Annotated in this window: 12 protein-coding genes; 8 read left to right on the top strand and 4 right to left on the bottom strand. The window is 54.6% G+C overall.

Annotated features, from left to right (window positions below):
* Positions 1-230 precede the first annotated feature (230 nt).
* Positions 231-1,163, top strand: a complete 933-nt coding sequence (locus tag AAAH10_RS04715; protein ID WP_343561030.1) for an ArsR/SmtB family transcription factor — start codon at positions 231-233, stop codon at positions 1,161-1,163.
* Positions 1,164-1,213: 50 nt separating this feature from the next.
* Here the strand turns inward: AAAH10_RS04715 and tdh are convergent, their stop codons facing one another.
* Both tdh and AAAH10_RS04705 read right to left on the bottom strand, forming a co-directional pair.
* Positions 1,214-2,260, bottom strand: a complete 1,047-nt coding sequence (gene tdh / locus AAAH10_RS04710; RefSeq protein WP_442490261.1) for an L-threonine 3-dehydrogenase — start codon at positions 2,258-2,260, stop codon at positions 1,214-1,216.
* A gap of 82 nt (positions 2,261-2,342) precedes the next feature.
* A complete protein-coding gene (locus AAAH10_RS04705) occupies positions 2,343-3,527 on the bottom strand; it encodes a glycine C-acetyltransferase (protein WP_343561028.1) in 1,185 nt (394 codons plus the stop codon).
* 243 nt (positions 3,528-3,770) lie between these two features.
* On the opposite strand from AAAH10_RS04705, the gene AAAH10_RS04700 reads away from it, so the two are divergent.
* The 7 genes from AAAH10_RS04700 (at position 3,771) to phoB (ending at position 10,864) form a co-directional block, all read left to right on the top strand.
* A complete protein-coding gene (locus AAAH10_RS04700) occupies positions 3,771-4,091 on the top strand; it encodes a YbjQ family protein (RefSeq protein WP_343561026.1) in 321 nt (106 codons plus the stop codon).
* 346 nt (positions 4,092-4,437) lie between these two features.
* Entirely contained in the window at positions 4,438-5,469 is a 1,032-nt protein-coding gene (locus tag AAAH10_RS04695; RefSeq protein WP_343561024.1) for a PstS family phosphate ABC transporter substrate-binding protein, read from the top strand.
* Between the two features lie 200 nt (positions 5,470-5,669).
* A complete protein-coding gene (pstC, locus tag AAAH10_RS04690) occupies positions 5,670-7,052 on the top strand; it encodes a phosphate ABC transporter permease subunit PstC (protein ID WP_343561022.1) in 1,383 nt (460 codons plus the stop codon).
* Positions 7,053-7,076: 24 nt separating this feature from the next.
* Positions 7,077-8,363, top strand: a complete 1,287-nt coding sequence (gene pstA / locus AAAH10_RS04685) for a phosphate ABC transporter permease PstA (RefSeq protein ID WP_343561021.1) — start codon at positions 7,077-7,079, stop codon at positions 8,361-8,363.
* A 40-nt stretch (positions 8,364-8,403) separates the two neighbouring features.
* The gene (gene pstB / locus AAAH10_RS04680; RefSeq protein ID WP_343561020.1) at positions 8,404-9,243 is read left to right on the top strand and encodes a phosphate ABC transporter ATP-binding protein PstB; all 840 of its coding nucleotides are present in this window, start codon (positions 8,404-8,406) and stop codon (positions 9,241-9,243) included.
* Positions 9,244-9,320: 77 nt separating this feature from the next.
* A complete protein-coding gene (phoU, locus tag AAAH10_RS04675; protein ID WP_343561019.1) occupies positions 9,321-10,019 on the top strand; it encodes a phosphate signaling complex protein PhoU in 699 nt (232 codons plus the stop codon).
* Between the two features lie 149 nt (positions 10,020-10,168).
* Positions 10,169-10,864, top strand: a complete 696-nt coding sequence (phoB, locus tag AAAH10_RS04670; protein WP_343561018.1) for a phosphate regulon transcriptional regulator PhoB — start codon at positions 10,169-10,171, stop codon at positions 10,862-10,864.
* Between the two features lie 51 nt (positions 10,865-10,915).
* On the opposite strand, the gene AAAH10_RS04665 is transcribed toward phoB, so the two are convergent.
* Complete coding sequence (locus AAAH10_RS04665; RefSeq protein WP_343561016.1) at positions 10,916-12,886, bottom strand: polysaccharide biosynthesis protein; 1,971 nt, start codon at positions 12,884-12,886, stop codon at positions 10,916-10,918.
* Between the two features lie 85 nt (positions 12,887-12,971).
* A complete protein-coding gene (gene rpe / locus AAAH10_RS04660; protein WP_343561014.1) occupies positions 12,972-13,637 on the bottom strand; it encodes a ribulose-phosphate 3-epimerase in 666 nt (221 codons plus the stop codon).
* Between the last annotated feature and the right edge of the window lie 127 nt (positions 13,638-13,764).

The raw sequence follows: 13,764 nt of genomic DNA, 5'->3' as shown, positions 1-13,764 counted from the left end.
AGGCTGATCGCTTCAGGCGCAGAGCAACACGACAGGATATGGCAACTTCAAAAAAATCCTGTCATCTTTCATAGTTGTTGAGGAATGCGTGGTAAGTTGGACTCAATTGTGTCGAAAACAAGAAGTTCGGATTTGATCAAGATAAAGTGGTCGCTCCTCTGGCAAGCGACGTAAAATGCGTTATATCTTAAAAGTGAAATTAATAGACTCTCTTGAAGACGGAGTATCTCGTGCGGCAGTTGCTTAAAGGCCTTCAGGCCATTGCAGAAACAACCCGTTTAAGGATTCTGAGCCTTTGTGCTCACTCTGATTTGACGGTTTCGGAACTTGTGACGATTCTGGAGCAGAGCCAGCCGCGTGTGTCCCGTCACCTGAAACTTCTGATGGAAGCCGGTGTTCTGGAGAGATCCCAGGAAGGAAACTGGGCCTATTACAGGGTTTCCGAAAGTGGCCGCGGTGCCGAACTGGCGCGGCAGGTGATCGATCTTCTCAATGACGACGATCCCGAAACAGCGAAGGATCTTCTGCGTCTTGAAGAGGTCAAGGAAGCACGTGCCTCGCGCGCCATGGAATATTTCCGCCGCAATGCCGATCAGTGGGATCGCATCCGCAGCCTGCATGTTGATGCGCTGCGAATCGAGGATACACTCGTTACAGGCCTGATGCGTGAATCTGTGGAACGTCTTCTGGATCTTGGCACCGGCACCGGGCGTCTGCTGGAACTGCTGGCTCCCCATGTCAAGGAGGCTGTTGGCCTGGATACATCCCGGGAGATGCTGGCGGTTGCCGAAAAGAATCTGGAAGACAAGGAAGAGCTTTCCTCTGTGACGCAGCTTCGCCACGGAGACATCCACCATCTGCCCTTTGTCGACCACCGCTTCGATGCCGCGACGCTTCACATGGTGCTGCACTATCTGCACGATCCCAGGACCTGCATGATCGAGACGGGCCGGGTTCTGGCGCCCAACGGGCGTCTGGTGATTATCGATTTTGCTCCGCACTCGATGGAAAGCCTGCGGGAGGATCACGCTCATGTCTGGCTGGGTTTTGACGATGACCAGATCGAACAGCTGGCTGCTGCAGGCGGGATGACCTGTGAGGATGTAACCAGCCTCAGTGGTGGTGAACTGACCGTCAGGGTCTGGTGGCTGCGCAAAAAATAAGGGGCCGGAGTCTCCTCCGGCCCGCTGCTCAACAACCTGCTGTACAGCAGTCAGTCCCATTCCAGAATAACCTTGCCCGACTGGCCGGATCGCATGGCGTCAAAGCCTTTCTGGAATTCACCAATGGCAAAGCGGTGGGTGATGATCGGAGTCAAATCCAGACCTCCCTGAATCAGAGCGGCCATCTTGTACCAGGTCTCGTACATCTCGCGGCCATAGATTCCCTTGATGGTCAGGGCCTTGAAAATCACCTGGTTCCAGTCAATGCCCATCTTCCCCGGCGGAATGCCCAGCAGTGCAATCGAGCCCCCGTTGTTCATGCCGTCAATCATGTCGTTGAAGGCCTGTTCGTTGCCTGACATTTCCAGCCCGACGTCGAAGCCTTCCGTCATACCCAGATCGGACATGACATCGCGCAGACCTGTTTCCAGCGGATTGATGGCATTCCGGATGCCCATCTTCCTCGCCAGCTCAAGCCTGTAGGGGTTCACGTCGGTGATGACCACGTGGCGCGCGCCGACGTGTTGGCAGATGGCTGCTCCCATAATGCCGATGGGTCCTGCCCCGGTCACCAGGACGTCCTCGCCAACCGTGTTGAAAGCGAGGGCCGTGTGGGTGGCATTGCCAAAGGGATCCATGATGGCAGCAATGTCATCGGAAATATCATCGGGCAGCGGGAAGACGTTGCTGGCGGGCAGGGCCAGATACTCGGCAAAACTGCCGGAGATGTTGACACCAATGCCCCTGGTGTTGCGACAAAGATGCTGGCGCCCGGCGCGGCAGTTCCGGCAATGACCACAGACAACGTGTCCTTCGCCCGTGACGCGCTGTCCGATTTTCAGGTGTTTGACCTGGCTGCCGACAGCGACAACCTCGCCGGAGTATTCGTGACCGACTGTCATGGGGACCGGAATGGTGGCTTCTGCCCACTGATCCCAGTTGTAGATATGGACATCCGTCCCGCAGATGGAGGACTTCCTGATTTTGATCAGAACGTCATCCGGTCCGTGTTCCGGGACGGTTGTCTCGTGCATCCATATGCCCTCGCGTGCTTCAAGCTTGGCGAGAGCCTTCATTGATGAGTTCGTTGTTACCATTCTTGAACTTTCTTTTTGTGCCTCCCGAAGTGGGGACAGGGAGGTCTGGTACACACTGATCTGACAGTATTGTTTTTATCTGTCAGAGGATTTGCAGCTCTTTGGCTGCTTCTGTGAAGGCTGCCACAGCCTGATCAATCTGTTCAGGACTGTGAGCCGCCGACATCTGTGTTCTGATGCGTGCTTCGCCCCTGGGGACGACCGGATAGGAGAAGCCGATGACGTAAACGCCTTTTTTCAACAGGGAATCTGCCAGTTTTCCGGCCAGTGCCGCATCGCCGAGCATGACAGGAATGATCGGGTGTTCGCCTTCCAGCAGGGTGAAGCCGGCCTGGCTCATCCCCTCCCTGAAGCGTGCTGCATTGGCAAAGAGCCTGTCGCGCAGATTGCTGGAGCTTTCCAGCTTGTCGAGAACGGCCAGGGATGTGGCTGTGATGGCCGGCGCAAGCGTGTTGGAAAAGAGATAGGGGCGGGACCGCTGACGCAGCCATTCCACAACGGCCTTGCTGGCTGCAGTGTAGCCACCGGATGCACCACCCAGGGCCTTGCCGAGGGTCCCTGTGATGATGTCGATACGATCGCGCACACCGAAGTGATCCGGAGTGCCTGCTCCGTTCGGGCCCATAAAGCCGACAGCATGACTGTCGTCGACCATGACCATGGCGTCGTATTTGTCAGCCAGATCACAGATCTCGGGAAGGGGAGCCAGATAACCGTCCATTGAAAAGACGCCGTCTGTGACAATCATGCGGAACCGCTTGTCGGATGCCTCCTGAAGGCAGCGCTCCAGATCCTGCATGTCCCGGTTTGCATAGCGGAAGCGCGCCGCCTTGCAGAGGCGAACCCCGTCAATAATGCTGGCGTGATTCAGGGCATCGCTGATGATGGCATCTTCCGGCCCCAGCAGGGTTTCAAACAGACCGGCATTGGCATCAAAGCAGGAGGAATAGAGGATGGTGTCTTCCTGCCCCAGAAAACGGGCCAGCCGCTGTTCCAGTTCCTTGTGGATATCAAGGGTGCCACAGATAAAGCGGACCGAGGCCATCCCGAAGCCATAGCGGTCCAGTGCCGACTGGGCGGCTGTAATCAGGTCGGGATCATTGGCCAGACCCAGATAGTTGTTGGCACAGAAATTCAGGACGTCACCGGACCGGGTGACCGAGATCGAAGAGGACTGGCTGGAGGTGATAAGCCTTTCAGCCTTGAACAGTCCCTGTTCTTTCAGGGACAGAAGCTCCTGTTCAAGGTGCTGATCCATTCTGGACATCAAGAGTGCTCCCTTAGCGTTTGTTATGTTGTTTTTTATGGACCTTGCCACAGTTTGACGATCTTCGCCCGGAAAGAAAAGAGATTGCCGTTATCTGGAAAAGGCATTTCCTTTCACGCCGGAGGACAGGGGTTGTTCATTTTTGTCATGATTCTTTGCTAAACATCTGAAACTGTTTTGTGTCATGGTAGGGTTCGCAATCCCCGAACGGGGTGACCAAGGATTGAATACAGGGAGCAGATCATGCAAATCGTTACAACAGACTCTGTCGAGGGTACCCGGATTGTTGCCTACAAGGGGATCGTAAGCGGAGATGCCATTGTCGGGGCAAACTTCATCCGGGATTTCTTTGCGCGCATCACGGATGTTCTGGGTGGCCGCGCCGGGGGGTACGAGAAGGCCCTGCGCGGTGCCAAGGAGCACGCGATCGAGGACATGATGCAGCAGGCCCGCGACCTGGGAGCCAATGCTGTTATCGGTGTCGATCTCGACTACGAGGCTGTCGGGGATTCCATGCTGATGGTCAGTGCTAATGGCACGGCTGTTGTGATCGAACAGGAATAGTTTTTTGTGACAGCTGTTAATCTTTGGGGCTTTGAAAGCCTTGAAGCCGGACAGGGGGAATGGAGTGGCAATGCTCCTTCCCCTTTGTTTTTATTCATTTATTCCATCAATTTCTGACTTTGTTCAGAATTGTGCTTTGTAAAGAAAATGTAATTTTAGAGTCACATTAGTATCTCGCATTCGGCGTAGTGTCTGCCCCAGTTGCTCGGTTGGGGAGCTATACCGGGCGGCTTCTGATAATTGATGTGATGCCCCGGCGTATAAATCTGAAAGAAAGCAAACTTTCTTCGGATTGGGGTGTCAGAGGCACAGACAAAGACACAACCTTTCACAAGGATTATTGATCGTGATCAAAAAGATTCTTACTGCGACAGTATTCGCCGGTGCCGTTGTAGCGGCCGCAGGCGCTGCGCAAGCACGTGACCAGATTCGTATCGTTGGTTCTTCCACTGTTTTCCCGTTCTCCACCGCGGTAGCAGAGCAGTTCGGTAAAGACACAGACTTCAAGACGCCTGTTGTTGAATCCACAGGTTCTGGTGGCGGCATGAAGCTGTTCTGTGCCGGTGTTGGCGTTGAGCACCCGGACATCACGAACGCATCCCGCCGTATCAAGTCTTCCGAGTTTGAAAAGTGTTCCAAGAACGGCGTCACCATCACCGAAGTCAAGGTTGGCTTTGATGGTATTGTTCTGGCAAATGCGAAATCCGGTGAGCGTTTCAACCTGACCAAAAAGCAGATCTTCCAGGCGCTGGCCAAGCAGGTTCCTGTTGACGGCAAGCTGGTTGACAACCCCTACAAGAAATGGTCCGACATCGACTCATCCCTGCCGGATCTGAAGATCGAGGTTCTGGGTCCTCCTCCAACCTCCGGTACACGTGATGCTTTCGTTGAGCTGGCTCTTGAAGGTGGTGCGAAGAAATTCGACTCCCTGGCTGCTCTGCGCAAGGAAGACAAGAAAGCGTTCAAGGCTGTTGCCCACGCTGTTCGTGAAGACGGTGCCTATGTTGAAGCAGGTGAGAACGACAACCTGATCGTTCAGAAGCTGGAAGCAAACCCTGCTGCTCTGGGTATCTTCGGTTTCTCTTTCCTCGACCAGAACTCCGACAAGGTTCAGGGTTCCATCGTTGATGGTGCCGAGCCAACATTCGAGAACATTGCCGATGGCGAATACGGTGTATCCCGTTCCCTGTTCTTCTATGTGAAGAAAGAACATGTCGGTTCAGTGCCCGGTATTCAGGAATTCGTAAATGCCTTTACGGATGAAGATGCCTGGGGTGATGTTGGTTACCTGACTGACAAGGGCCTGATTCCTCTGCCATCAGGGGATCGCGATAGCGTTGGCTCTGCGGCTCGCAACCTGTCAGAGCTGAAACTCTGATTGCTTCAAGAGTGCAGATTTTCTGTCAATGAAAAGGGACTGGCGGTTCTTGATTTTTCGAGGCCGTCAGTTCTTTCGTTTCGGAGATTTGCTCTTTCAAGGCCCTGTCGCAGAGCTGAACAGCTTTCAGTTCCGGCCCGGGTCCCAACTCCCCGAAAGCCATTCCGGCTTTCACGTCATGACTTCCAATAGGTCACAAAATGGAACAGATCACCCTCTTTCTGCTTCTGATTTTCATGTCCGTTCTGGCTTTCAGCCTGGGACGGAACAAAGCAGTTTCCCTGTCCGGTCAGGAAAACAACGCCCTGCATTCTCGTTTTCCGTACTACGGTCTTTATGCTGCGCTCTGGTGTGGTCTGCCGGCGATCATTCTGATGGCCGTCTGGATGCTGGGTGAGGCGGAGATTTCGGCCTGGATTGTTGAAGCCCAGCTTCAGGCCCTGAAACCCGATTTGACTGCCGATGAGTTGAAGCTGCGTCTGACGGATGTCATGGCCCTGTCTTCGGGGGGTATTCTGAGCGGTGAAATCGATCCGGTTCTGGTTCAGATTTCCAACGATCTTGTTTCTTTCCGCAACAACAGCTTCTATGCAATGGCTGTTGTTGCCGTGTCTGTTGCGGTTGCCGCGCTGGCGTTTGCTCTCAAGAAGATCAAACCTGAAATGCGCGCCCGCACAAAGGTCGAGAGTGTGATCAATGTTATCATGATCCTCAGCTCGACCATCGCCATTCTGACGACAATCGGTATTGTGCTCTCGCTCTTTTTCGAGAGCCTTCTGTTTTTCAACAAGGTGCCTTTCTGGGAGTTCCTGTTCGGAACACACTGGAGCCCGCAGACAGCCTTGCGGGCGGATCAGGTCGGGGCTTCCGGTAGTTTCGGTGCCATTCCGCTCTTTGCAGGAACCCTGCTGATCACCTTTATTGCGATGCTGGTTGCGGTTCCGGTCGGTCTCTTTGCTGCAATCTACATGTCGGAATATGCCGGCAAGCGGTTCCGTGGTCTGGCAAAGCCGATGCTTGAGGTTCTCGCGGGGATCCCGACGGTTGTTTACGGCTTCTTTGCAGCCTTGACTGTTGCGCCCTTCTTCCGTGAGAACGGGACGATGCTGGGGCTGGATGTGTCCTCTGAATCTGCGCTGGCAGCTGGTGTCGTGATGGGCATCATGATCATCCCGTTCGTGTCCTCCCTGTCCGATGATGTGATGAACTCTGTGCCGCAGTCCCTGCGTGACGGGTCCTATGGCATGGGCGCAACCAAATCCGAGACAATCCGTCTTGTGATCCTTCCGGCGGCCCTGCCGGGGATTGTCGGTGCGATCCTGCTGGCGATGTCCCGCGCAATCGGCGAGACAATGATCGTTGTGATGGCGGCCGGCCTGGCGGCGAACCTGACGGCGAACCCTCTGGAAGCGGTGACAACCGTGACGGTGCAGATTGTTACGCTGCTTGTCGGTGACCAGGAGTTCGACAGTGCGAAGACGCTGGCTGCCTTTGCACTGGGTCTCGTGCTCTTCTTCGTCACCCTGACCCTGAACATTATTGCCCTGCGCGTTGTGCGCAAATATCGCGAACAATACGATTAAGGCGCCGGAGCAAGGATTTAACTGATGAGCAATCAACTCTCTGTCATTCAAAAACGCCTTGTTCAGCGCAGAGCTGCCGAGAAGCGTTTCCGTCTCTACGGGCTGATGGCCATTGCCCTGGCCGGCCTGATTCTCCTGACGCTGGGCACCTCCATTGTTTCCAAGGGATACAGTGCCTTCTACCAGACTTATATGGTTCTGGATGTGACGCTGGAAGAAAGCCGGATTGACCCGGATGGTCAGCGGGACGTGGCCAAGCTGGAGGCGGTTTCCTCCTCGAAGTACCGTGCTCTGGTCCGCTCTGCCCTTCAGGACGCTTTCCCGGAAGTTGAGGGGCGTCGTGAGCTGCGCAAGCTTTTCGGTATTGCCGGTGCCGGCTCTGACAGAAACGTCAAGGAGTATGTTCTGGACAATCCGGGTGAAATCGGAACAACAGTCCGGATCGCGATGAAGGTTTCCGATGATGTGGACAGCTACTTCAAGGGCTACATTGACCGGACCCTTCCCGAAGATGATCGCCGCGTCAAGGATCAGGAACTGGCCTGGCTGGACACGCTGGAGGCCGAAGGCCGCATTGAAACCCATTTCAACACGGATTTCTTCGTCAATGCCGACTCCCGCGAACCTGAAGATGCCGGGATCCGCGGTGCTCTGGTCGGATCCTTCCTGACCCTGCTGGTGACCCTGACCCTCTCTTTCCCGATTGGCGTTCTGACGGCGATCTATCTGGAAGAGTTTGCCCCAAAGAACCGCTGGACGGACGTTATCGAGGTGAACATCAACAACCTTGCTGCCGTTCCCTCCATCGTCTTTGGTCTGCTGGGTCTGGCTGTTTTCCTCGGCGTGTTCGGATTGCCGCGCTCTGCCCCCTTTGTCGGTGGTATGGTTCTGGCTCTGATGACGCTTCCGACCATCATCATTGCGGCGCGTGCGGCGCTGAAGGCGGTTCCGCCGTCAATCCGCGAAGCCGCACTGGGTATGGGGGCCTCCCGCGTCCAGGTGGTGTTCCACCATGTTCTGCCTCTGGCGATGCCGGGTATCCTGACAGGAACCATTCTGGGTATGGCGCAGGCTCTGGGTGAAACGGCTCCGCTTCTGATGATTGGCATGGTTGCCTTTATCGCGGATATCCCGGGATCCTTTACCGATGCTGCAACAGTTCTTCCTGTTCAGATTTTCCTCTGGGCCGATGCGCCGGAACGCGCCTTTGTCGAGAAAACCTCTGCTGCTATTATCATCATTCTGCTTTTCCTCTTTGCAATGAATGCTCTGGCCGTCCTTCTGCGGAAGCGGTTCGAGCGTCGCTGGTAAAAATCCGGTATTCGCAGTAAAGATCAAGGAGACACTTAAAATGGACAGTTCAACGATGTCACAAACACTCGATAGCACTACAGCTGCAACCATCAACGCTGCACTGGAAGGGACTGAAGCCAAGCGCAACGCCATTACAGCGCGCAATGTCGATGTCTATTACGGTGAAAAGCAGGCCCTGAACAAAATCAACCTGGACATTCCTGAACGCGAGGTGACTGCGCTGATCGGCCCTTCGGGCTGTGGAAAGTCCACTTTCCTGCGCTGTCTGAACCGCATGAACGACGTTATTGAAAGCTGTCGCGTCGAAGGCGAGATCCTGTTTGATGGCGAGGATATCTACAACACGGATCTGGATCCGGTTCTGCTGCGTGCGCGTGTCGGGATGGTTTTCCAGAAGCCGAACCCTTTCCCGAAGTCCATCTATGAAAACGTCGCCTATGGCCCGAAACTTCACGGCATTGCCGAGAACAAGGCGGAGCTGGACGAGATTGTTGAAAAGTCCCTGCGCCGTGCTTCCATCTGGAACGAGGTGAAGGATCGTCTGGATACACCGGGAACCGGGCTTTCCGGTGGTCAGCAGCAGCGTCTGTGTATTGCCCGCGCAATTGCGATCAATCCGGAAGTGATTCTGATGGATGAGCCCTGTTCAGCGCTTGATCCGATCGCGACGGCAAAGATTGAGGAACTGATTGACGAACTGCGCGAGCGCTACACGATCGCGATTGTGACGCACTCCATGCAACAGGCCGCACGTGTCTCGCAGAAGACAGCCTTCTTCCACCTGGGTGAACTGGTTGAGGTCGGTGACACGGACCAGGTCTTTACCAATCCTGTCGATGGCCGCACGCAGGGTTATATCACTGGTCGATTTGGCTAGTCAGAACAAGAGTTTTCCGGTCATTATGACTTGATCAGCAGGGGCGAGTGGCCCTGCAAGCTAAAGGATTAACCTGAATGAACACAGGTCACATTGTAACGTCCTTCGACAAGGAACTTGATGATATCCACACCCTGATCATGCGCATGGCAGGGCTCACGGAGAGTCAGTTTGCCGAAGCCCTTGATGCCTTGTGCCGGATGGATGCCGAGCTGGCGCAGAAGGTCCGGGCCAATGATGCGCAGATTGACGATCTGGAGCGGGAGCTGGAGCAGGAAGTTGTCCGGTTGATTGCCCTGAGACAGCCCATGGCAGATGACCTGCGTTCGGCCATTTCCGCCCTGAAGATCGCATCTGATCTGGAGCGGATTGGCGACTATGCCAAGAACATTGCCAAGCGCTCGATTGCGATTGGCCAGGTTGACAGAAAACCATCCTTTTCCCCGATTGCACGCCTTGGTCGCCTGGTGCAGGCGATCTTCAAGGACACAATGGATGCCTTTTCAAACAGGGACATCAACCGCGCGATCGACATCTGGCACCGCGACGAGGAAGTGGACGAGATGTACACCTCCCTGTTCCGCGAGCTGCTGACCTACATGATGGAAGATCCCGGCAACATCACAGCCTGTACGCATATGATGTTTATCGCGAAGAACATCGAACGCATTGGCGATCACGCGACCAACATTGCCGAGACGGTCTATTATCTGGAAACAGGGGAACAGATCGAAGGAAAGCGACCCAAGGGCGATACGACCGCTTTTGAAGTCTGAGTTGACAGGCCAGGTGTCTTTTGTCGGTTTTCAAGGAAGTCATGAAACTGAAACAAAAGTGTGACAAGGCTTATGTGTTTTGGGAAACTGTGTCTGGTACAAGGTGCGGTTTCCCACAGAATTGATGTTTTCTAGCAGAGAGATGGATGATGAAACCCCTGGCCCTGGTGGTGGAAGACGAAGCAGCACTGACAACCCTTTTGCGTTACAATCTTGAAAAGGAAGGCTTTCGTGTAAACGAAGCTGCCGACGGTGAGGAAGCCCTGTTGAAGGCGAAGGAGGAGACTCCCGATCTGATTCTTCTGGACTGGATGCTTCCGCTGATCTCCGGCATAGAAGTCTGTCGCCAGCTGCGACGCCTGCCGGAAACAAAGGACACGCCCATCATTATGCTGACGGCGCGTGGTGAGGAAAGTGACAAGGTTCGCGGACTGGACTCCGGTGCTGATGACTACGTGACCAAGCCCTTTTCTCCGGCAGAACTGGTGGCGCGTATCCGTGCCGTGCTGCGCCGCAGCAAGCCGGAAACCTTTACCGAAATGCTTGCCTTTGAAGACATCAACATGGATCTGTCTGCCTACAAGGTCTATCGTTCCGGCCGCGAGGTGCATCTGGGGCCGACCGAGTTCAAGCTTCTGCGCCATCTGATGCAGAACCCCGGCCGTGTGTTCAGCCGTGAACAGTTGCTGGACTCTGTCTGGGGCCACGATGTTTATGTCGAGCCGAGAACTGTTGATGTCCATATCCGTCGTCTGAGGAAAGTTCTGAACGAGAAAGGGGAAAAGGACCTGATCCGCACAGTCCGCTCTGCAGGTTATTCCCTGGACCGTTCATCGCCTGAATAGAGAGTTCAGGATGTAGCAGGAATTGAAAAGGCAGCCTTTGGGCTGCCTTTTTTAGTGAATGATCTGCTTTTTCTGGGCTTCCTTTTGTGCAGGGTCTCTGTCCGGCAGAGCCTGCCTGTGATGCCCGCAGTATTCCGGAACGAGTTCCATCAGGATGGCAATTGCATCATCCGTATTTTGCTGATCAATTGCCTTTTTGATCTGATCCAGCTTTTGTGCAACCAGCTTTGCGTCGATAACCCGGGGGGACGCAAGCTGCAGGCTGTCGTGATGCGTTGGCTCAAGGGGTTCTTCGTCGTGGAAAAGCTCTTCGTAAAGCTTTTCACCGGGGCGAAGGCCGGTAAATTCGATCTGGATTTCCTCGTCGGGGACAAAACCGCCCAGACGAATAACCTCCCGGGCAAGATCAACGATCCTGACGGGTTCCCCCATATTCAGGACGTAGATCCGTCCCAGACTCTCCGTGAGGTCGGTAAGACCCATGGTGGCGGACTGGAGGACAAGCTCGACAGCTTCCCTGATGCTCATGAAATAGCGGGTGATGTCGGGGTGGGTCACTGTCAGGGGGCCACCCTCTTCAAGCTGCTTTTTGAAGAGGGGAACAACCGAACCGGTTGAGCCGAGCACATTGCCGAAGCGCACGGTGACAAAGCGGGTTCCCTGTTCGTTGTTGCGGCTTTCAATATCCCGGGACTGACAATAGATTTCTGCCAGTCGCTTGCTGGCGCCCATGATGTTGGGTGGATTGATGGCCTTGTCGGTCGAGATCAGAACCATTGCCTTGACCTTGTGGTCCCGGCAGGCATCAGCAACATTCCTTGTGCCGACAACATTGGTGTTCAGGCCTTCCAGCGGGTTGGCTTCTACCATCGGGACGTGCTTGAAGGCTGCGGCATGAAACACAACGTCGGGTCTTTGCCGGGTAAAGATATCCTGAATCTTTGCCCTGTCCCTGACATCACAGAGCAGGCTTTCCCTCGGAACCTCGTTTCGGGCCTGATGGAGCTCCATGTCAATGGCGTAGAGGTTGTACTCGCCGTTGTCGACCAGAACGAGTTTTCGGGGCAACATGCTGGCAATTTGCCGCACAAGTTCGGAACCGATTGATCCCCCCGCTCCTGTAATCAGAACGGTTTTGTCCTGGATCATCTCGCGGATGGCGGCACGATCAAGCTGAACCTGCTGACGCCCCAGCAGGTCTTCAATGGCGATTGGCTGAACCTTCAGATTGCTTTCATTGCCTGAATCAAGCGTTGATTCCTTGGGCAGTCGTTCCAGCTTGATTCCCAGTTTGCTGGTTTGCTCCCGCAGGTGTTGCATGGTTTCGCGGTCTTCCAGACGTGAAAGAACGAGCTTCCGGGGTGCCGGAAAGTAATCTGAAAGGGCTGTTCCAATGGCTTCGGGTTCAATGTGCTGGACGGTCAGACCGTGGAGTTTTCTGCCGGCACGTCGCGGATTGAAATCGATAAGGGCCAGCACGTTGTAGGGGGCCTTTGCGTTCCGGCTCATCGCGCGGATGAAGGCCTCGCTTTGATCCGTTGCGCCGACCAGAACAATGGGGTGCCCGGGATTGCTGACAGAAGACAGGGAAAAGCTGCGTTTGAGCAGGCCGTCCTTGTACAGGCGGAACAGCAGTCTGGGGCCACCAAGCAGGAAAATCAGCACAAACCAGTTGATCAGAACGGTTGAGCGCGGAATGTCTTCCAGACGATTGACGAGGAAGAGAGCCGGAACATAGAGCACGAGCAGCAGCGAAACGGATTTCAGGATCGTTGCAAGATCGGCCATGGAGGCATAACGCCAGATTCCCCTGTAGAGGCCGGCCAGCCAGAAAATCAGGATGCCCATCGCTGTGAAGAGAGAAAGGGCGACGTCCAGTTTGCCGGAAAAGTAGAGCGTTGCGGCATCTTCAATTCCCAGTCGAAGGCTCAATGCAAGGGCAAAGGACACCGCCAGCATGATGATGTCGTGTGCAAAAGCGATCAGTGCTTTGCCTTTGGGGAGGAGGGGAAGATGCTGCAAGATGTGACCCTGACAGAAAAAATTGGGAGCAGTTAAATGTTCTACTCCCAATTGATTGTGATGAAAAGATCGCGAAGGGCTGCTTTTATGCAGCACCTTTCAGTTTTTGGATGTTGGCAGCGTAATGATCGGGGCCGCCCTTGAAGGTTGCTGTACCGGCAACAAGAAGATCTGCTCCGGCCTCAATGGCTTTGGGCGCTGTCTCGAAATTGATCCCGCCATCCACTTCCAGATCAATATCAAGGCCCAGCTGGTCAATGCGCTTTCGCAGGCTTTCGATTTTGCGCAGGCTGCTTTCGATAAAGCTTTGACCGCCAAAGCCCGGATTGACAGACATGACGAGTACGAGATCCAGTTCTTCCAGAACAGCGTCAAGGGTTTCAACCGGTGTCGCCGGGTTGAGGGACACTCCGGCCTTGATTCCATGGGCCTTGATGCGTTGAATGGTCCGGTGGAGATGGGGGCCTGCCTCCTGATGCACGGTGATGATGTCTGCACCGGCATCGACGAAGTCATCAATGTAGGGATCAACCGGCGCAATCATAAGGTGGACATCAAAGGGTTTGTCTGTGCAGTGCCTGATGGACTTGGTGATGGCCGGGCCAAAGGAAATGTTGGGCACAAAATGGCCGTCCATGATGTCGACGTGAATCATGTCACATCCGGCTTGATCCAGTCTGCGGACCTCCTCTCCGAGAGAAGAAAAATCTGCAGCCAGAATGGATGGCGCAATGCGGACAGGTTTTGGCATGACAGGTTCCTTACCGATCTTTGGATTTGGAGACTTTATAAGCACTATTTGTTCAGGCGTCCATGGCTGATAGGGGACGGTGCTTTCCGGTATCTGACTGTGGAAATTATAAGCACGTGCGTTTTTG

The organism is Carbonatibacter coralli, assembly GCF_039592655.1.
Classification (GTDB): domain Bacteria; phylum Pseudomonadota; class Alphaproteobacteria; order Kiloniellales; family Kiloniellaceae; genus Carbonatibacter; species Carbonatibacter coralli.
The sequence above is the reverse complement of the archived record's forward strand: the minus strand, read 5'-3'. Positions and strand labels throughout refer to the sequence as shown.

What these genes read in the sequence shown, in the direction of transcription:
- tdh (WP_442490261.1), bottom strand. Translation starts at nt 2,260, where the DNA reads ATGGTAACAACGAACTCATCAATGAAGGCTCTCGCCAAGCTTGAAGCA.
- AAAH10_RS04705 (WP_343561028.1), bottom strand. Translation starts at nt 3,527, where the DNA reads ATGTCCAGAATGGATCAGCACCTTGAACAGGAGCTTCTGTCCCTGAAA.
- AAAH10_RS04700 (WP_343561026.1), top strand. Translation starts at nt 3,771, where the DNA reads ATGCAAATCGTTACAACAGACTCTGTCGAGGGTACCCGGATTGTTGCC.
- pstC (WP_343561022.1), top strand. Translation starts at nt 5,670, where the DNA reads ATGGAACAGATCACCCTCTTTCTGCTTCTGATTTTCATGTCCGTTCTG.
- pstA (WP_343561021.1), top strand. Translation starts at nt 7,077, where the DNA reads ATGAGCAATCAACTCTCTGTCATTCAAAAACGCCTTGTTCAGCGCAGA.
- pstB (WP_343561020.1), top strand. Translation starts at nt 8,404, where the DNA reads ATGGACAGTTCAACGATGTCACAAACACTCGATAGCACTACAGCTGCA.
- phoU (WP_343561019.1), top strand. Translation starts at nt 9,321, where the DNA reads ATGAACACAGGTCACATTGTAACGTCCTTCGACAAGGAACTTGATGAT.
- phoB (WP_343561018.1), top strand. Translation starts at nt 10,169, where the DNA reads ATGAAACCCCTGGCCCTGGTGGTGGAAGACGAAGCAGCACTGACAACC.
- rpe (WP_343561014.1), bottom strand. Translation starts at nt 13,637, where the DNA reads ATGCCAAAACCTGTCCGCATTGCGCCATCCATTCTGGCTGCAGATTTT.